The sequence below is a fragment of the Mesorhizobium sp. WSM1343 genome, assembly GCF_055901535.1.
In genome coordinates, this window is the sequence record NZ_CM148370.1 from 2,628,384 (window position 1) to 2,647,331 (window position 18,948).

General features: G+C 61.4%; 20 protein-coding genes. 5 read left to right on the plus strand and 15 right to left on the minus strand.

Going from position 1 to position 18,948, the window contains the following annotated elements; all coding sequences use genetic code 11:
• The 10 genes from AC0NIL_RS12635 to AC0NIL_RS12680 form a co-directional block, all read right to left on the minus strand.
• Nucleotides 1–591: a hypothetical protein gene (locus AC0NIL_RS12635; RefSeq protein WP_473572403.1), complete on the minus strand. Its 591-nt coding sequence runs from the start codon at nucleotides 589–591 to the stop codon at nucleotides 1–3.
• Nucleotides 588–1,178, minus strand: coding sequence for a L,D-transpeptidase (locus AC0NIL_RS12640; protein WP_473572401.1), 591 nt, complete (start codon nucleotides 1,176–1,178; stop codon nucleotides 588–590). Before AC0NIL_RS12640 ends, AC0NIL_RS12635 begins: the two co-directional genes overlap by 4 nt.
• Nucleotides 1,162–2,325, minus strand: coding sequence for a CpaE/TadZ family protein (locus tag AC0NIL_RS12645; RefSeq protein ID WP_473572400.1), 1,164 nt, complete (start codon nucleotides 2,323–2,325; stop codon nucleotides 1,162–1,164). Before AC0NIL_RS12645 ends, AC0NIL_RS12640 begins: the two co-directional genes overlap by 17 nt.
• Entirely contained in the window at nucleotides 2,322–2,957 is a 636-nt protein-coding gene (locus AC0NIL_RS12650) for a TadE/TadG family type IV pilus assembly protein (RefSeq protein WP_473572398.1), read from the minus strand. The genes AC0NIL_RS12645 and AC0NIL_RS12650 overlap by 4 nt, the downstream gene beginning before the upstream one ends.
• Complete coding sequence (locus AC0NIL_RS12655) at nucleotides 2,951–3,445, minus strand: TadE/TadG family type IV pilus assembly protein (protein WP_473572396.1); 495 nt, start codon at nucleotides 3,443–3,445, stop codon at nucleotides 2,951–2,953. Before AC0NIL_RS12655 ends, AC0NIL_RS12650 begins: the two co-directional genes overlap by 7 nt.
• Nucleotides 3,446–3,452: 7 nt before the next feature.
• Nucleotides 3,453–4,976, minus strand: coding sequence for a TadE/TadG family type IV pilus assembly protein (locus AC0NIL_RS12660; RefSeq protein WP_473572394.1), 1,524 nt, complete (start codon nucleotides 4,974–4,976; stop codon nucleotides 3,453–3,455).
• A 71-nt stretch (nucleotides 4,977–5,047) separates the two neighbouring features.
• Nucleotides 5,048–5,320, minus strand: a complete 273-nt coding sequence (locus tag AC0NIL_RS12665; protein ID WP_473572392.1) for a hypothetical protein — start codon at nucleotides 5,318–5,320, stop codon at nucleotides 5,048–5,050.
• Between the two features lie 4 nt (nucleotides 5,321–5,324).
• The gene (locus AC0NIL_RS12670; protein ID WP_473572390.1) at nucleotides 5,325–6,770 is read right to left on the minus strand and encodes a type II and III secretion system protein family protein; all 1,446 of its coding nucleotides are present in this window, start codon (nucleotides 6,768–6,770) and stop codon (nucleotides 5,325–5,327) included.
• Nucleotides 6,771–6,821: 51 nt separating this feature from the next.
• Nucleotides 6,822–7,844: a Flp pilus assembly protein CpaB gene (gene cpaB, locus AC0NIL_RS12675; RefSeq protein ID WP_473572389.1), complete on the minus strand. Its 1,023-nt coding sequence runs from the start codon at nucleotides 7,842–7,844 to the stop codon at nucleotides 6,822–6,824.
• An 89-nt stretch (nucleotides 7,845–7,933) separates the two neighbouring features.
• Nucleotides 7,934–8,146 (minus strand): Flp family type IVb pilin, encoded by a 213-nt coding sequence (locus AC0NIL_RS12680; RefSeq protein ID WP_473572387.1) that lies wholly within the window; start codon nucleotides 8,144–8,146, stop codon nucleotides 7,934–7,936.
• A gap of 529 nt (nucleotides 8,147–8,675) precedes the next feature.
• Here AC0NIL_RS12680 and AC0NIL_RS12685 point away from each other — a divergent pair.
• Genes AC0NIL_RS12685 through AC0NIL_RS12705 form a run of 5 tightly spaced genes read left to right on the plus strand, consistent with a single transcriptional unit; the run spans nucleotide 8,676 to nucleotide 13,139 of the window.
• A complete protein-coding gene (locus AC0NIL_RS12685) occupies nucleotides 8,676–10,064 on the plus strand; it encodes a CpaF family protein (protein WP_473572385.1) in 1,389 nt (462 codons plus the stop codon).
• Entirely contained in the window at nucleotides 10,064–11,035 is a 972-nt protein-coding gene (locus AC0NIL_RS12690; protein ID WP_473572383.1) for a type II secretion system F family protein, read from the plus strand. The genes AC0NIL_RS12685 and AC0NIL_RS12690 overlap by 1 nt, the downstream gene beginning before the upstream one ends.
• Before the next feature lie 18 nt (nucleotides 11,036–11,053).
• On the plus strand, nucleotides 11,054–12,004 hold the full coding sequence (locus AC0NIL_RS12695; RefSeq protein ID WP_473572381.1) for a type II secretion system F family protein: 951 nt from the start codon (nucleotides 11,054–11,056) through the stop codon (nucleotides 12,002–12,004).
• A gap of 51 nt (nucleotides 12,005–12,055) precedes the next feature.
• A complete protein-coding gene (locus AC0NIL_RS12700) occupies nucleotides 12,056–12,598 on the plus strand; it encodes a tetratricopeptide repeat protein (protein ID WP_064994625.1) in 543 nt (180 codons plus the stop codon).
• Between the two features lies 1 nt (nucleotide 12,599).
• Entirely contained in the window at nucleotides 12,600–13,139 is a 540-nt protein-coding gene (locus tag AC0NIL_RS12705) for a prepilin peptidase (RefSeq protein ID WP_473572380.1), read from the plus strand.
• A gap of 187 nt (nucleotides 13,140–13,326) precedes the next feature.
• On the opposite strand, the gene AC0NIL_RS12710 is transcribed toward AC0NIL_RS12705, so the two are convergent.
• From AC0NIL_RS12710 to AC0NIL_RS12730, 5 genes are read right to left on the minus strand one after another with little or no spacing between them, the layout of a single operon-like run.
• Complete coding sequence (locus AC0NIL_RS12710; protein ID WP_013530291.1) at nucleotides 13,327–14,262, minus strand: nucleoside hydrolase; 936 nt, start codon at nucleotides 14,260–14,262, stop codon at nucleotides 13,327–13,329.
• A gap of 8 nt (nucleotides 14,263–14,270) precedes the next feature.
• On the minus strand, nucleotides 14,271–15,284 hold the full coding sequence (locus tag AC0NIL_RS12715) for a nucleoside hydrolase (RefSeq protein ID WP_082826727.1): 1,014 nt from the start codon (nucleotides 15,282–15,284) through the stop codon (nucleotides 14,271–14,273).
• A gap of 11 nt (nucleotides 15,285–15,295) precedes the next feature.
• Nucleotides 15,296–16,282, minus strand: coding sequence for an ABC transporter permease (locus tag AC0NIL_RS12720; protein ID WP_013530293.1), 987 nt, complete (start codon nucleotides 16,280–16,282; stop codon nucleotides 15,296–15,298).
• The gene (locus AC0NIL_RS12725; protein WP_082826652.1) at nucleotides 16,270–17,310 is read right to left on the minus strand and encodes an ABC transporter permease; all 1,041 of its coding nucleotides are present in this window, start codon (nucleotides 17,308–17,310) and stop codon (nucleotides 16,270–16,272) included. Before AC0NIL_RS12725 ends, AC0NIL_RS12720 begins: the two co-directional genes overlap by 13 nt.
• Nucleotides 17,307–18,884, minus strand: coding sequence for an ABC transporter ATP-binding protein (locus AC0NIL_RS12730; protein ID WP_063170102.1), 1,578 nt, complete (start codon nucleotides 18,882–18,884; stop codon nucleotides 17,307–17,309). The genes AC0NIL_RS12725 and AC0NIL_RS12730 overlap by 4 nt, the downstream gene beginning before the upstream one ends.
• Nucleotides 18,885–18,948: the final 64 nt, after the last annotated feature.

The window sequence follows — 18,948 nt, forward strand, 5'->3', positions numbered from 1 at the left end:
CTAGTTGATCCTGCGATAATAGACCTTGCCGTCGGGCTGCTGGATGCGCTGGTAGTTGGAGCTTGGGGCAGGGGGCGACGCCGATGCGATTCTCCTCCTGGGTGCGGGCGCTTCGATGACGCCGGGTTCGCTCGCGCTCTCGCCGCCGAGGGCTTCGGGCGCTTGCGCCAGCGTGCTGGTAGCGATCTCGGACGGTTCTTGCGCACCCGGCATGGTCTCGCCGCCGGCGACCGGCACATTGCGCCCCAACCGGGCAATGCTGGCATCGATCTCGTTGAAGCTGCCTTGCAGCTGGCTGTCCAGTTTCTCGAACCGGCTCTGGAAACCATTGTTGACCGTGTCGAGCCGGGCCGCGATCCGCTGCTCGAACGCGCCGAGCTGCTCCAGCCGCGCCTCGACGAAACGCAGGTCGCTCATGCCCCGATAGAGATAGACCGCGGCCGCCATGTTGACCGCGGTGATCAGAAGCGCGCCGCCGGCGACGATGACGCCGATCGTCTTTGCCTTGCTGGGTTTCTCGGTGGCCGGTTCGCGCTGTTCCTGGTTTCCGATATCGATCGCCGGCATGTCCGGTTCGCTGATCATCGTCATTGGACCACCACCTTTGCGCCGACCGCGACGCGTTTGAAAAGATCGATCACATCCGTGTTGGTGAGACGAAAACAGCCCGATGTCCCATCGAAGCCGACACCCGACGGGTCGTTGGTGCCGTGTATGCGGTAGAGCGTGTCGCGCCCGTCCCGCGACAGGTAGAGCGCCCTTGCGCCGAGCGGATTGTAGGGGCCGGCGGGCACCATTTTCGGCAGCTCCGGCTGGCGGGCGCGCATTTCCTGCGGCGGGCGCCACTCCGGCCATTCGGTCTTCGCCCCGACCTTGACGATGCCGGTCCAGCCGAACCCGTCGCGCCCGACGCTGATCTGGTAGCGCAGTGCCTGGCCCTGGCGGGTCACCAGGTAAAGCGCCTTCTCGTCCTTGCGGATGACGATCGTTCCCGGCTGCTCGGCGGTTCTAAAGGCAACGGCCTTGCGCAGGCTGGGTCCCATCGCCGGCAGCGGCGGCCGCTCCGAAAGTGCTGATCGCGCCTCGGCGAAACCGTGGACGGACAGCGCCAGCGCCACGCCGAGCACGCAGGCGCCGGCGAGCTTCGGGGCGATCCGATATCTATCGGGCAGCGTCATCGAGCCGCTCTTTGAACATCCGCTTCAGATCCTTGTTGAAGCGCGCCCGCCCATCCACTTCGGAAGGCGGGATGGCCCTGTTCAGCGCATCGGTCAAAAGCGCGTTGTCCAGCGCCACCGACTTGATGTGCGGTGCCTTGAAGATCTTTTCGAGCTCGCTGCGCGAAAAATGGTTCCCGAACCATTTGCGCTTGTGCTTGTTGGCGACCAGCGTGATGCTGACCGCATTGCCGCGCAGCTCGCGGATCTTCTTGTAGAGCCGCTTGCCCTGCCGCAGCGAAGCGACATTGAGTTCGAAGACGATGAAGATCTCGTCGCTCGTCGACAGCACGGAATTGTGCCAGGGCGTTTCGAGGTTGGGCAGGTCGATGACGATGTCGTCGAAGCGGTAGGCGACGAGGTCGAGCAGCCGGAAGACGAAATCGCTGCCATGCGGCTCGAACGGCAGTTGCGGCCGCTCGAACGCGTAGAGGGTAAGGCCGGACGGGCGCGACAGCTTGATGACGTCCATCAGCTCGACATCGAGCCGTTCCGGCTGGCCGATGATGCCGGCAAGGTCGAACTGGTTGAACAGATTGAGATAGGCGCCGCAATTGGCGCTCTGGAAATCGAGGTCGACGAGACAGGTGGACGCCGCGCGCTCAGCTGATTTCGACGCCAGGAATTCGGCCGCCGACAGCGCCAGCGTCGTGGCGCCGGCGCCGCCGCTGGCGCTGATGAAGGTGATGATCCGGCTCTTCGTTCCCTGGTTGCCGGTGTCGTGGAAGGTCACCGCATTGAGCAGCTCCTTGCCGTCGAGCGGCTTGTGCAGCCAGTCCGAGGCGTTCATGCGCACCAAAACGCGCGTATGTTCCGAGCTCAGCTCGTCGGAAACCGCAATCAGCGGCACGCTGGCCCACAGCGCGCGCGCTTCGACGATGCCGGGCCTGCCGAGCAGCTCGCCATTGCCGAGATCGAGGATGACGATGCCCGGGCGCGTCTCGGCCGGCGGCCCCTTGAGGAAGTCGCTCGTCTCGGAGACCCTGACGTCATAGATCGCCAGCGCATCGAGCCGCGTCGCCACATCGCGCTTGAAATTCGCATCCGACGAGAACAGCGCCACCTGCTTGCGCTTGGTCGGCGTAACCTTGGTGTTCATGGCATTCATGGGAAGGTGCTCTTCAAATCTTCGCCTGTGACCGTGCTCAGCATGGAGGGCATGGTGATGTTTCTGAATCCGAGCAGTCCGCCCAGGAAGAAGAACTGGAAGGGATGATTGGTGATGCTGACCGTGATGGTCGGCACCGGCCCGCTGGGCCGCGTCCAGTAGCCGAGGCCGGAGGCCTGGTATTGAATCCTGACTTCAGACTTCGCCAGCAGCGGCAGGAATGTCTTCATTCCGGCCCGGCTGCTGTTGCCGCTGAAAATGAAATCAAAGGCGGCTTGGCTCACATTGAGGTTCTGACATGTAGCGCCTGTGCCACAAGTGCAAGTGACGCTTCCCGCGGTGTTGGCGGTGCAGATATAGTTGTAAGTGTTTGCGGGTACCGCAGTGCCGACTTTGGTTACATCGCTCTGCGTTATCGTCTCGGCCAGAAGCCCGCTGGCGACAGGTGTAGAAATCTGCGCCAGCCTTGCGCCGGCTTGCACCGCCTTATTCCCGGCATTCCATTGGTAAAAGGCGTAGCCGAAATCGACAAAGCCAAGCAGGAGCGTCAACAGCAGCGGCATCGCAATGGCCATTTCGACCATTGCCGCACCGGACTGGTTAGCCCAAAACTTGGTGCGCTGCGTCACCATCCAATGACTCGTTCCTGATGGGATACGCTAAGGGTCAGAGCCCCAAAGCCGAGATACGACCAGAATCCAACGCCCGGATAAGAATAGGACGTGCTGACGTTCACGACATCGACATTGGCCGTGCTGCTAAGATAAAGCTGTGTGCCCGTGGCCACATCGACCGCCGGCGTGGACAAAGCCTTGGTGATCAAAACTGTGGCTGGAAGCCATCCGGTCACCCTGGCGCTGCCGCCAGCGACCGCCCCATTGGCGGCAAGGTTTTGAGCCCGCGCCTTGCAAGTCTCCCAGTCACTGCTGCATCGTGCCATGTAGCGACCCGCATCCTCAACGCCGGCTTCGAGAAGCAGGCGCGTGTTCAGGATGTTGGAGAACTCGAACACACCGGCCGATAACAGCAACACGAGTGGTGCGGTAATCGCGACTTCCACCAAAGCGGCGCCACTATCGTCGCCTCGGAACCGCCGGATGATTTTGCCGAACCTGGTCATGTCGACTCTACCGATACAGCTGGGCTTCGTTGCGGAACGCTTTGTCTAGAAGGGTGTTGTTCGCAAACCCTCCATCGACGTCGACGATCTCAAGGCTGATAGGTTTCTCACCAGCCGTGGTGTCCTCATCGTCCTTGCTGTTATCCTGCTTCTGGATGGGGCTGTTTATGAAGACGCTGGCATAGCCATCAGGCTTGAGCTGAGTATGGCCATTGATCTTGGCTCGGTTGGCGATGCAGTTGACGATGGCCATGTTGAGCAGCCGGCGATCGGGATCCAGGGTCGGCGTCGCGCCTTTGAAGCATGCCGGAACGCCGGTTTCCTTGGTCGGCGCCAGGGACTTGTCCGCGACGCGTCCATTCGCAATCTCGTATTTGTAGACGTCATATCTGGAAGCCGGCACAGAGGCGCCGGTCGGATTGGTGGTGCTAGGAACGGAGGGATATGCGGCACCATGATTGATCTGCCAATAATTGCTGCGGTCCCATGTCGAATTCGTCATGCCCGTGGCGGAATCGAAGCTATTGCCCGGCGGCAGCGCCATGGCCGTTCCGTCTGTGTTGGGAGTGTATTTGTTGCAATTAGCGGTCTTGTCCACGCCCTTGCGCACATTGGTTGCCGGCCGATATGCCCAGTCCTTGTCATGTGACTTAAGCGAGGAACTGTAGATGTCGAAGCGGACGTTGAGCCCAGCGTTGACCTGGCCCAAGGTGACGCCGGTTTTCGTGATGAGCTTGTCGCGTTGATAGCAAGTGCCTGCGGTACCGGTAGCCAGGGCGTCGCGCAGCGAGGCCAGGCTGTTGTCGATCAGCCCGAAATTGCCAGGGCCAGGATTCGAGTCAACCTTGAGGATACGGTATTCGCGGCTATAGGTGAGGCCGGCGGCAAAAGCCTGCTGGATGGTTTTGCTGGTTAGCGGGTCGGTCGTCTCGAACGGATTGCACATGAAGATTGGCACCGTTTCGCAGATCGACTGGACAAATCCGGCCACAGCCTGGGGCCGGATATCGAACGTATTGTTGCTGCCGACAAAGCTGGCCGGAAAGATTGTCGCGAAAGCGCCGGGACCATCCGCCAGGCCGGAAGCGTTCACCGTCACCAGAGAGAATGTCACCGCTTTGGGGTCGGTGCTTGCCCAGTTCACGCCATTGGCGTCAACACCGGCGGCATTCAACCCGATGCTGTCGTCGGCAGGTATTCCGGTAAGATATGTGACGGTCACATCAGCCACGGCAAGCGTGTGATCGTGAGAAGTGGGATCGTCGGAGGTAGAGAACTTGGTTTTGTTGGTAAGTAGGGTGGTCTTCGCCAAGTTGGCCCGAGTGATCGAATCTGCTCTGCCATCCAGTTCCGCAGCGGTCGCAAGCGCGAGCGCATCGACACCTTTCTGCAGGTCGTTATGCAGTCCGTTGGCCCGGCTCATATCGATGGCCAGCAGTGCGAAGCCGATGATCACCGGCAGCATGATAGCCACGAGGATCATCGCGACGCCGCGTTGATCGTTCCAGAAGGCTCGAATGGTCCCCAACATGACCCTACTCTCTGCTTTCCTGCGCCAGAGCCCCTCGCAAGCCCGGTGCCCTCCGCATCCTTCCGTTCAGTTTACTGCGTCACACCCGACCCACCGACATTGACTGTGATCGCCGGCGGCGGCGGCGGTGGCGGTGGATATTTGTAGGCTTGAGCAACGGCAGCAGCGCGCGCGCCATCGCCTTCGATCTTGGTATTCCTTGAGTTCGGATTGAGCGGGTCGACCGTCTGCAGCATCGAATTGAACTTCTGCGTGTCGCCGGCGGCCAGGGTCACCGAATCGTAGTGGTTCAGATAGTCCGCGGCACAGCCCGATAGCGCACCGGCGCACAGAATGAGGATCAAGCCGCTATTTCTTGACATAGAGCATCTTGTCCTTCGATTTGAAGTCGAGCATGTGGCCATAGGGGCCGGTGACGCCTTCGCCCAGTTCATATTTGCGAACCATGTCCTTGGTCACTTCAAGCTGGCCGAGCACGAAGAATTCGGGATCGTTGGCGGGCCGTGTCTTGTCGAACGGCGTCGCCAGTTGCTCGCCGGGCTTCACCGGCCGCACGATGTGCGGCGTGACGATAACCACCAGTTCGGTCTCTTCCTTCTGGTTGCTCGAACTGCGAAACAGCGTGCCGATGACAGGCACCTGGCCGAGCCAAGGCACCTGGTCCTGGAGCTTGGTGGTCTTGCTCGACAGAAGCCCGCCGACCGCGAAGCTCTGGCCGTCGCGCAATTCGACGACGGTCGACAGTTTGCGGTTGGTGAAGATCGGGTCGCCGGCGGTGGTGAAGCCGGTCAGGTCGCTGACCTCCGGCGCCAGCTGCATATGGATCTTGCCGTCGTCGAGTACGACCGGCGTGAACAGCAGATTGACGCCGAATTGCTTGTACTCGATGCTTATCTGACCATCCTTGTCGAGAGTGCGGATAGGCACTTCCCCGCCGGCGTTGAAGCTGGCCTGCTCGCCGGAAAGCGTGGTGAGGTTTGGGTTCGCGAGCATGCGCACTGCGCCTTTGGACTCGAGCGCCTCGATGATCAGATCGACCTTGATGTTGCTGTCGATAACGCGGGTGATCAGGGCTCCGAAGGGACTGGAGGTCGACAGAAGGCCGCTGAGCAGACCGCCCGGTCCGAGCACCAGTCCGTCTTCGTCGACGGCAGCAACACCGGTACCGGTACGGGTCGTGCCACTGCCGTTCGTGCTCTTGATCGACACGCCGAGGTCGCGGCCGGTGTTGCGCTTGGCTTCCAGCACGCGCACTTCCAGATTGACCTGCTGGCTGTCGTCGACGATGACGGAGTTGATGACGGCGTCGGGGCCATATTGCTGCGCAACCGCCATGATCGCCGCCAGCGTGGCGCCGTCCTTGACATGACCGGCAAGCCTGACCCTGCCATTGACCGAGCCGACCTCGATGCGCGACTTCGGCGCCACCTGTCGGATCGCCTGCGCCATGTCGCTGACGTCGACGCCGACCTCGATCTGGAGCGCGCCGAGCGAGCGCTTGTCCGTGGAGAACAGATTGACCGTTGTGGTGCCGGCGCCCTTGCCGATGACATAGAGTGTGCGATCGGTCATCGGCTGGGCATCGGCGATCTTCTCGTCACCGACGACGATGTCGCCCAGATTGGCACTCACCTGGATCGTCACCGATTGCGACATCGGCAGGAAAATCCGATGCACGGCGGGGGTCGACACATCGATGAAGCGATCAGCCGCACCGGCCGCAAGGCCAGACAGCAACAGCGCCGCCAGACAGGGCAACACGGCCGCCGCTATCCCTAACCAAGAACCCCGCATCCCCATCTCCCCACTCGCTGCCGGTGACAGCATCCGTTTCGCCGCACTCAGCTATTGTTGTCGCGGTACGTCATATGTCTCGAGCTTCACACCTCGGAACACGCCGATCGTGGCGCGTGCCGGCGGCTCCGGCTGCACGTATTTGACCACTTCCTTGGTCGCCGGTGCCGCGACAGGAACCGGTTTGGCCCGGCCCAGTTCGTCGAGACGGCTTCCCACCCGCTCCACGGCCTGTGTCAATCCGGCAATTCGGTCCTCGGCGCGCTTGCGCTCGGCCGCAGCCTCCGCTTCCGCCGCTGCCTTCTTGTCGAGCTCCGCCTGCCTAGCGGCGACGTCTGCCGGCGTTTCGCCGGTCAGGTCGGAAAGTGTCACCCGTTCTGTCGTCTCGCCTTTGTTGGCGGCGGCCTGGCGCAGCGCCAGCGACAATTGGCCGGCACCTGCCGCCAATGTCAGCTTCTGCGCATCCCTGGTGCTGGCCTCCAGCGTCACGGACTTCACTACCGTCGGGCTGTCCTTGCTTTCGTCGGCCACCTGGTCGATGGCCAGCACCTTTATGCTCTGCAGCAGCACGTCGACGAAACTCTTGTCCGTGCCATCATCGCCGCGCGCCGTGCGGGTGAGTAGAATATCGACTCGATCGCCCGGGAAAACGAAGCCGGCGACGCCGAGCACGTCATTCACCCTGATGGAAACGGCTTTCATGCCTTCGCCAAGCACCGCCGAAAGCGTGGCGCGTTGGCCGGGGCCGGTAATCTTGGTAGCAAGAATCGGCTCATTGACGCCGATCGCTTGCAGTGCCTGCTTGGCGCCGTCACCGGCTAACAGGTCTTTCGTTGTCTTGAACGCCCCGGCCGGAACCGCACCCGCAGGCCATGCGACTTCGCGTAATTTATCCGCGCTCAGCGCATCGCCGAACTTCAGCGGCATTGCCGCAACGACGACGGTGCTGCTCTGGATGGCGCCCGTTTGCGCAATGGCGCTTCGCTGACCAGCGAGCCATACGTTGACAAGTACGACCGCGAGAACGCCGAACACGCCGGCGAGCACGATCATGATCAGTGTGTTGGCGCGCATGAACCCCAAGCCCCAGCAGACGCGGGAATTCGCCCGCGGCGATTTGAACCCAGGCCCGGAAGGTCAATTCCGGGCCTGGGAAATATCGATCAGGTACCGACGCCAGTAGCGCAGGTGCCGACGCCGCTAGCCTGCATCGCCGTGCAAAGACCGGTGAAACGGCCCGTTACCCATCCGCCAATGCCGATGATGAAACCAATCGCGGCGACCGCAATGATACCGATCAGAATGGAATATTCGACCATGGCAGCGCCGTTTTCATCGTCGCGGAACTGCCGGGTCATCGTCATGAGCTTCTTCATGTCAATTTCTCCCTTTGGAGGTTGAACCCGACGAGACAGAGCAAAGGATGAAATCCATACCCAAGCATCCCCCGTCATCTCGATCCTAGGTCCCGAGAAAACGCAGAGTCAAACGACATTAAGGGTTCCTTAACTTTCATATACGTGATTCGGTAAGAAGATTGCAAAGTCAAATCTTACCAAGGGATTGATTCTTTTCATTTTTCGGACATCCTTAACCATTCGTTCACAATTTGGCCGCTCATGTGGCGAAACCAAGAAAGCATTAGCTATAATGCATATTCCTTTATATCTAATGGTTTAGGGGATTTTTTGGCCATTTTGGCGGTGCGGTCGGATGAGCCCGAGAGCCGCAGACAAATTTGGAGAACCCTACATGCCTTTCGTATCAAATAACCGAGGGATTTGTGGCCTGTGATCTTAACTATGCCGAAAGTAATGGCTATGCGCAGGGCATCCAGGCGCTTGTGCGCTCGTTGGTTAACGTTTAGTTTCCGCTAATGCGTGTCCGAGGGGAGTATAAGCAATTATGCTGGGGCGGTTCATCAAGGGGCCAAGCGAACAGCAGGCGGTGATCAAGGTCGAGGCGCTGGCGGTGCAGCCTGTTGCTCCGGCTCTTCTGCCAGCCGCTGATATTCAATCGCATGGTGACGATTTCCTGACGATCAAGGTCGAGTTGCATCGCCATTTGATCGACCGGTTCAACCTGACCGCACTTGAAAGTGCTTCTAAGGATGAGATTCTGAATGAGATCCGTCCGATCGTGCGCGAGTTCGTTCGCGCTCGTGCGGTCCCGCTGAATGCGCGCGAACTCGATCAACTCACCAGCGATACCGCCGACGAGATGCTGGGTCTCGGGCCGATTGAACCGCTGCTCAAGGATGATTCCATTACGGACATTCTCATCAACACCCATAAGCGCGTTTTCATCGAGCGGCGGGGCATCGTCGAAGAGACGCCAATCCGGTTTCGGGACGAGGCGCATCTGCTGCGCGTCATCAACAAGATCGTTTCGGCCATCGGCCGGCGTGTCGATGAATCGTCGCCCATGGTGGACGCACGGCTGGCAGACGGCTCTCGCGTCAACATCGCGGTGCGGCCTGTCTCGGTCGACGGCCCGCTGGTGTCGATCCGCAAATTCTCAAAGAATCCCTATTCGCTCGAACGTTTGATGGCATTCAATTCGATCCGTCCGCCGATGATCGAACTGCTGCGGATCGCGGTCCAGGCGCGCAAATCGATCCTGGTTTCCGGCGGCACCGGCAGCGGCAAGACCACCTTACTGAATGCGCTGTCGAGCTACATCCCCTCGAAGGAGCGGCTGATCACCATCGAGGATGCGGCGGAACTGCAATTGCAGCAGCCGCATGTCGGCCGGCTGGAGACCCGTCCGCCCAATGTCGAGGGTCGGGGCGAGGTGCGCCAGCGTGAATTGCTGAAGAACGCGTTGCGCATGCGGCCGGACCGCATCATCGTCGGCGAGGTGCGCGGCGAGGAAGCCTTCGACATGCTGCAGGCGATGAATACCGGCCATGAAGGCTCGATGACCACAATCCATGCCAACACGCCGCGCGATGCGATCTCGCGGCTGGAGCAGATGGTCGGCATGGCCGGTATGCCGATGACGCATGATTCGATCCGGGCGCAGATTGCCTCCGCCATCGATATTATCGTGCAAACACAGCGTCTCTCTGACGGCGGCAGGCGCGTCACCTCCATATCGGAACTGACCGGCATGGAGGGTAATGTGGTGCAGCTCCAGGAGATCTATCATTTCGTCCGCCGTGAGGTCACAGCCGAGGGCAAGGTCATCGGAGATTTTCGCGCAACCGGTGTCCGTCCGCGTTTCGCTCCGGAGGCCGCGACGCTTGGCCATCATTTCGCCAAGGACGCCTTCAACCCGCAGGTTGCCCTCTGATGCCGACCGGTCAAGCTCTCCTGTACTTCATTTATGTGCTAGCAGCGGCCTCGGTCATTCTCGCCGGAGAAGCCCTTTATCTTTCCTTTGCCGGTCGCCGCTCCCGGTCTCTGGCAGTCAATCGCCGGCTGAAACGGCTCGCCGGGGATGTGCCTGCCGAACAAACGCTACAGGGTTTGCTGCGAGAGCGCGGCCTAACGGACTCCGGCGACTTTCTTTTCGGAATGGTCTGGCTGAACAGGCTCTATACCCAGTCCGGTATCACCGGGAATCCGCTGACCTTCGCCGCAACGTTCCTGCTTGCGGGGCTGGCAATAGCGTTGCTGCTGGCGTTCCTTTTCAATGTCTCCACCTTGGCATCGTTCATTGTCTTTCTGATCGTAGGGCTGGTCTTGCCGCTTCTCGTCCTCCGGCGTGCGCGCAACAAACGAATCCAGAAGTTTGCCAAACAGCTGCCGGATGCGCTCGACATGATCGTCCGTTCGTTGCGCGCCGGACACCCGGCTTCGGTCGCGATCGGTCTGGTCGCGCGCGAGATGCCGGATCCGCTCGGGACGGAGTTCGGCATCGTCTCCGATGAGATCACCTTCGGTCTCAGCATTGAGCAGGCCGTGCGAAAGCTTTCGCAGCGTGTCGGCTTCGAGGGCCTTCAACTGCTGTCGGTGTCGCTGTCGATCCAGGCCAAGACCGGCGGTAATTTGACTGAAATTTTGTCCAACCTGTCCTCTGTACTTCGCGAAAGGCAGAAGCTTCGGATGAAAATCCGGGCGCTTTCCGCCGAGGGGCGCATGTCGGCCTGGGTCATATCACTGTTCCCCCTCGTTATGTTCGTGATCCTTCAAATAATTTCTCCATCTTATTATGGGGGTGTTTGGCACGACCAACTAATATTCCCGATCTTTACATTATTCGGGATGCTGGCTTTGCTAGGAGATTTTATCATGTATCGAATGGTGAATTTCGATTTCTGACAGGAGCGAAGAATAAACTTGTTTTCAAATATTCAGGATATTGGCTTCTTGGTGTCTATCGTCGTATTTGCGGCGGCGGCGTCCTTTTTCCTGTTCGGTGCCCTTGTCTTCTTGCCGGCTCTGCAAACACGAAAGCTTGTCGCGCGGAGCTTGATAGGGGAGGGAATTACAGACCGCCGGTCCATGCTTGGACAAGACGTGCTTGCCAAGGTAGCGGCGCAGCGGCCGGTCGACGCATATTTCAAGTCGATCGAGAAGGAACGCGACGAACCAAATGCTTTGGAGGCGAAGCTCTTTCGCGCCGGCTTTTATAAATCAAGCGCACCACTGGTTTATACGCTGTCCCGTCTGGTCGCGGTCTGCCTTGGCTTTTTGGTCATCTACGCACTTTTGTCTCGGATACTTCCACCACAACTGCCCAGTTTCATAACCTTTGCTGGCTCTGCTCTGTTTGGTCTGGCCTGCATGGTGATTCCGAGCATAATGCTCGATCGCTTCGAGAACGGTCAGAAACGAATCTATCGCCGTGCCTTTCCCGACTTCATGGATATGATGATCACTTGCGCCGATGCCGGTATGAGCCTGGAGGCGGCGGTCGAACGTGTCAGTCATGAAATGGCTGCCACCCACAAATGGCTGGGAATACAGCTGTCGATCATGAATTTGCAACTGCGCGCCGGCAAACCGTTGCGGGAAGCGCTACGTGAACTCGCCGATCGCATCGGGCTTGACGAGGCGCGGGCACTGGCCGTGCTGTTCCGGCAATCGGAAGAACTCGGCACCAGCCTTACCGATGCCTTGCGTGTTTATAGCGCCGAAATGCGCAGTCAGAGAATTCTGAGTGCCGAGGAGCGCGCCAATGCGCTCCCGGTGAAGATGATGATTCCGTTGGGCCTCTGCATCTTCCCGGTCGTGATGATGGTCATCATGTTGCCGGTCATCATTCGCATGAAGGGCATTTTCTTCTAGTTTGGTATATGATTTGGTCCTAATGTGAGTCGGGGCCCCAGGGGACACGTTATGAAGAGGGTTATCGCGGCCGCGGCCTGTCTGCTCATGGCGGTGCTTGCCGGTTGCCAGACGGCGGACACAACCGATGGTGTCGTTCGCACCAACGAGCCGTCGAAGGGCGACGTGACGTCTTTTGGCGATGCTTTCGACGGGCTGAAGACGGTCAGCGACGTCGAGTACTATGCCTCGGACCAGGCTGTCGCCGAAGCCAAGAACCAGTTCCGTGCCGAGAATTATGGCAATGCCGGCGCGCTGTTCTTCAAGGCGACGCAACTGGCGCCCAATGATGGCAACGCCTGGATGGGGCTGGCCGCCTGCACCGACCGGATCCACCGTTTCGACCTGTCCGACAAGGCCTATGCCAGGGCCTTCAAGCTGGTCGGCGCAACGCCCGAATATTACAACAATGTCGGCTATTCCTACCTGCTGCGCGGCAAGCTGCAGGATGCGCGCTCGAACTTCCTCAAGGCTTACGAGCTGGCGCCCAACGACCCGACCGTCGCCAACAATCTGAAGCTTTTGTCGTCAAGCGTGCAGAACGTCGAGCGCTAGCATGCTGCTCATCGAAGCGCTGCTGCTGAAGGTGCTCGCCATCCCTCTGCTGGCAAGGATTGGCTGGCTCGATTTCAAGACGCAGAAGATTTCCAATCGCGACGTGCTGCTGCTGCTCTGCCTGGGGGCCGGGGGCTTGCTGCTGCTGTCGCTCCAGTCCGGCTCGTGGTGGGACATGGGGCTGAGCGCTCTCGCCGGACTTCTGCTGTTCGTCGCGCTCTTCCCCTTCTGGGCCTTGCGCAAGATCGGCGCCGGCGACGTCAAGCTGCTGGCAGTCGTGCCATTCCTGATCAGCGGCGGCTCTCTCGCGGTGTTCTCGGTGCTGCTTCTGGTTTTCGCCTTGGCCACAGCGGCGATCGTGAAAAACCCGCTCATGCTGCCGGCGGGCGCTTTTCGGCTTGTCGTCCAGCATCTGGACCGCAAGGGCGTGGTGCCATTCGGCGTGCCGATCTCGCTCGCCGCGATCTGTACGCTGGCGTTCCTGATCTACAGGAGTTTGATGGTCGCGAGCAGCTCTGGAATCCTCAACCAGCTCAACTGACCCTGACATCTCACGCGGCCGAATTTGTCTCGCGGGAGATTTGACGGAGCATCAAACGAAAAACCCGCCTGTGCGGCGGGTCACGGCGCAAATCTGCACCATAGGCAAAAATGTACCATAGCTGAGTGCAGCGAGTCAAGAAAAAATTCCTATCGTGAAGCGCTGCCAGGCGCAGCTTGCGCTCCGTTCAGTCCCGCAGCAGATCGAACATCAGCTTGAAGAAGCGGTCCGCGTCGACTTCATGGGCGATGCGGGCATTGTCCTTTTCACCGCGCTCGCCCCAGTAATCGGCGATGGTCGCGCCGAAGGCGTAGGTGCCGGACAGGTCGACGCCGATATGGGCAGGGCGCGTGCGCACCAATGTCGGGTCGATGGCCAGCGCCAGCGCCAGCGGATCGTGCATGGCGCCGCCGACGCCCATCGAGTTGCGGTGCAGCTTCTCGTAGAACAGCAGCCAGTCGTTGACGAGCCGGCCGAGCGGCGTGTCGATGGTGGCGAGTTCGGCATATTGCGGCGCCTCGATCAGCACCTGCATGGTGACATCGAGGCCGACCATCAGGATCGGCACGCCGCTGTCCAGAACGATCTTCAGCGCTTCGGGGTCGCAGAACGCGTTGAACTCGGTCGGCGTGATGATCTCGCTCTTGCGATAGAACACGCCGCCCATCCAGATCAGTTCCTTGATCTTGGGCAGCACGTCGCGGTGCTTGAGGATCATCAGGCCGATATTGCTGAGCGGGCCGGTGGCGACGACCAGGATCGGTTCGGGCGCGGCGCGCAGCCTGTCGGCCAGGAAATCGACGGCATGCTGGTCAACCGGCTTGATCGTCGCCTGCGGCAGGTAGGGCGAGCCCTCGAGCCCGCTCGGGCCATCGGCGGTGCCGAGCACCAGCGGGCGCGCCAGCGGGCGGTGACAGCCCTGCGCGACAGGCACGTCGCCGGCGCCGATATACTCCAGGATGCGCAAGGCATTGGCGGTCGTCTTCTCGACTTCCGCATTGCCGCAGGTCGTGGTGACGCCGATGAGTTCGATGGCCGGCGAGCGATGCGCCATGACCAGCGCGATGGCGTCGTCGTGGCCGGGGTCGCAGTCGAACAGGATAGGAGTTGGCTTGGTCATCATGTCGTCTTTCACGCCGCCCGCTCGTAGCGCGCTATGGTTTTCTTGAAGCCGTCGAGGAAACGCCGGCCGTCCAGGCCGGTGCAGATGCGGGTGGTCTTGGGCCCGCCGCCGGGCAGCAATTGCCGGCCGCGATAGGCGACGGTCTGGCCGCGCGCCAGCCTGCCGTCGAGCACGACGTCGGCGAACAGCGGCTCGGTCATCGTCGCCAGGCCGGGATCGAAAGCCAGCGCCACGGTGATCACGTCATCCATCGGGAACCCGACGAGGTCGAAGAATTCGCGCCAGATGTCGATGTAGATCGGGAAGCTGTCGGCGATCATCTCAAGGACGGGATTGTCCTTGGCGACGGCCTGCATGTCGGCGATGTCGTCGCGCGTCAGCATCGAGTCGGCGACGCGGTTGTCCTCGCAGATGTCGAGGGGGACGAGGATCTTCTCGACATCGGCGTTGAGCACGATGCGCGAAGCCTCCGGATCGGCCCAGATGTTGTATTCCGACAGGGGTGTGATGTTGCCCGGCGTCTGGAAATTGCCACCGAGCACGATCAGCCGCTTGAGTGCACCGGTCAATCGCGGCTCCTGCAACAGCGCCATCGCCGCGTTGGTCAGCGGGCCGGTCGTCACCAGCGTGATCTCGCCCGGATTGGCCATGACCGTCTCGATGATGAAATCGACCGCATGTCCCGACGTGGCCTGCCGCACCGGCGTCGGCGCCGGCGGGTTGAACTTCTTCAGGCGATCGCCGAAGCGGGCGACAAGCCGTTTTTCGAAATGCACCGGCGCCTCCATGTCGGCCTTGGCGTTGCCGACGATCGGCCGCCACGCGCCGGCGTGAACCGGGATATCGTCACGCCCGGCGAGCGTCAGCGTGTTGAGGACGACGTTGGTGACCTGTTCGATCGGGCCGGCCGCACCGGTCACGGTGGTCACGCCCTCGAGCCGGAGTTTGGGATTGACCGCTGCAAACAGCACGGCGAGAATATCGTCGCCGGCTGAATCCACGTCGAGGATTATGCGTTCCATAAAGGCTTCCTTCACTGGGGATTTTTGCCGCCGGGTTCGGTGTTCCTGTCTACCGACAGCAGTTTCCGCATCGATTCCAGCGTCTCCGCGATGATCCTTGGACGCGCCCGGTAGGACAGCGCGAACAATGCGATCAGCGCAACGACATAGGGGACGGTGAGAACCAGGTAGGACGGATAGCCAAACGTCTGCAGGCGCAACGAAAAGGCATCGGCGAAGCCGAACAGCAGGCAGCCGGCCAGCACCTTCAGCGGATCGCCGTTGGAAAAGATCAGGATCGCCACCGCCATGAAACCACGGCCCGACGACATGTTTTCGGTGAACATGGTGATGTAGCCGAGGGACAGATGCGCGCCGGCGAGGCCCGCCAGCAATCCGCACAGCAGGGATGCGATGTAGCGGACGCGGGTGATCGAGATGCCAAGCGCCTCGGCGGCTTCCGGCTTTTCGCCGACGACGCGGATATAGAGGCCGAGCCGCGTCCTGTTGTAGCAGACGACCAGCAGCGGCACGGCGATGAAGGCGGCATAGACGAGCGGCGTGAAGCCGGAGATCAGCGGCGCCCAGGAGCCGAGAAGGTCGCGGGCGCCGGGCAGCTGGACTTTCGGCAGGCCGACGATGCCATGACCGACGATCGAACCGCGCGTGCCGAAGATCGCTTTCATCAGCGAGATCGTCATGCCGCCGGCCAGGATGTTGAGCGCCAGCCCGACGACAACTTCATTGGCCTTGAAGCTCACCACCAGGACAGCAAAAACCAGGGCGAAGACGAGCGCCGCCGCAACGCCGCAGGCGACGCCCGCCAGTGCGGAACCGGTCCAGATCGAACCAAGGACGGCGAAGAAGGCGCCGACCAGCATCTGCCCCTCGAGGCCGATGTTGAAGATGCCGGCCTTGGTGGTGAACGAGCCGCCAAGCGCGACCAGAAGGATGGGCGCGGTGGTGCGAAGCGTCGCCGCGATCAGCGCGACGTTGATGAGCTTGTCTAGAATTTCCATCGCCGCTCCCCTGCCTGGCTGTCGCCGCGCTTTCTCACCAGCACCTGGGCCGACACGCTGAGGATGATCAGCGCCTGGATCACGGTGATGATTTCGCGCGACGCGCTGGTATCGACCTCAAGCAGCAGCGATCCGTTGCGCAGGGCGCCGAAGAACAGTGCGGTGAAGATGGTGGCGACCGGCGAGCCATTGGCGAGCAGGGCGGCGATCAGCCCGTCGAAGCCGAAACCGGGAGCAAATCCTTCCATGAAGCGGTGGTGGACGCCGAGCGTCTCGACGCCGCCGGCCAGCCCGCCGACGGCCCCCGAAAGCAGCAGGACCAGGAAGCCCTGCCGTTTCACGTTGACGCCGCCATATTCGGCGAATTTCGGCGCCGAGCCGACCATCGTGACGCCGTAACCCCATCTGGTGTAGCGGAAGACAAGGGCCGCGCCGACCGCCAGCACCAGGCCAATGACCAGGCCCCAGTTCAACCGCGAAAAAGTGAAGATCTCCGGCAGATAGGATGTCGCCAGGATCGGCGGCGTCTCCGACCAGCCGCCCGGCCGCTTGAACAGGAAGATGGTGAAATAGGATGTGAGCAGCACCGCGACGTAGTTCGACAGGATCGTCGAGACGACCTCGTTGGTGTTGTAGCGGGCGCGGAAATAGGCGGGGATGGCGACCCAGGCCGCGCCTGCCACGATCGCCAGCGCCAGTGCTGCCAGCGTGTGGATGCCCGCGGGCAGGGGCATGGCAAAGCCGACCCAGGCGGCGGCGAAGCCGCCGAGGAACAGCTGGCCCTCGATGCCGACGTTGAACATGCCGCCGCGCAAGCCGATGCAGGCAGCGACACCGCAGATCAGGATCGGCGTCGTCTGCAGCAAGGTCCCGGCAATCTTCTCCTGATCGCCGAAGGCGCCGCGCAACAGTGTCATGAACACACGCACCGGGCTTTCGCCGACCATGAGGATGATGATCGCGCCCATCAGCAGTGCCACGCCGATGGCGATGACCTGGCCGGAAACGGCATGCAAATGGTCTTTCATGATGCGGTCTCCGCGGCGAATTCCGGTGCGGCCACGCCTGCCATCATCATGCCGATGCGCTCCTCGTCGGCGTCATCGCCAGAGACCTCGCCCATGATCCGCCCGTTGAACATCACCAGGATGCGGTCGGCAAGGGCGGCCAGTTCGTCGAGTTGCACGGAAATCAGCAGGATCGCGCGGCCGGCGGCGCGCTGGCGCATGATCTCGTCATGAATGGCCTCCTGGGCGCCGATGTCGACGCCGCGCGTCGGCTGGTCGATCAGCAGGAAATCGGCGCCATTGGTGAATTCGCGTGCCAGAACGACCTTCTGGATGTTTCCGCCCGAAAGCCGCTTGACCGCATCGCTCGGTCCGCGCGCGCGAATATCGAAGCTCTTGATCAGCGTTTCGGCGTTTTGATTTATGGCATTCCAGTTGAGCATGCCGCCACGACTCCATGGTGCACGATGCTGGCGGCCCATCAGGGTGTTGGCCGCTATCGAAGCGTTGCGATCGACCCCGCGTACCATGCGGTCGCCTGGAACATGGGCGAGGCCTGCCTGGCGGATCGCGGCGGGCGAGAGATCGGTGAGATTCTGGCCCTTCAGCCAGGCCCCGCCATGGCTTGCCGGCCGCAGGCCCGAAAGCACTTCCGCCAGCTCCGTCTGTCCATTGCCGGCCACACCCGCGATCCCCACCACCTCGCCGGAGCGGACCGTGAAACTGGCATCGCGAAGGGCCGGCAGCAGGCGATCGTCGCGCGCCCACAGATCCTTCACTTCGAGCACTACGTCGCCGTGCAGCGAAGCGCGCGGCCGGCGGTCGAAGCTGACCTCGCGGCCGACCATCATGTGCACCAACTGGTCCTTGCTGAGCTCGGCCGTCGGCCGGGTCGCCACCTTCCTGCCGTTGCGCAGCACCGTCACCGTGTCGGACACTTCCATCACCTCTTCCAGGTGATGCGAAATGAAGATCACCGTCATGCCCTCGGCCACGAAGCTGCGCAGCGTCTGGAACAGTTCGCGGCTTTCCTGCGGCGTCAGCACCGCGGTCGGTTCGTCGAGGATGATGGTGCGCGCGCCGCGCACCAGGACCTTCAGGATTTCGATGCGTTGCTCTATGCCGACCGAGAGCAGCCCGACGCGCTCGGTCGGATCGACCTGCAGGCCGAAGCGCTTCGACAGGTCGCGCGTTCGCGCCACCTGCGCAGCGTGGTCGATAAGTCCATGGCGACGGATTTCCATGCCGAGAAAGACGTTGTCGGCAACCGAGAGCGAGGGAACCAGCTTGAAATGCTGGTGAACCATGCCGAGGCCGGCCTTTATCGCGACGGACGGATCGGCGATCACGATCTCTTCACCGTTCAGCCGGATCGAGCCTTCGTCCGGCTGCAAGAGGCCGAACAGGATGTTCATCAGCGTCGTCTTGCCGGCACCGTTCTCGCCGATGATGGCGTGGATCTCGCCGCGGCGGACCGCAAGGTCGATGCCGTCATTGGCCACGAATGCGCCAAAACGCTTGGTGATGCCGGTCAACTCGACGGCCATCGCGGCATTGCTGTGGAGGGTCGGCGACCCCGGCGTGTTCGACAACATGGCTCTCGCAGATTGGACACTGATCCGCCGCGGCAAGCCGCGGCGGATCAGTCTAGCGCTTTCT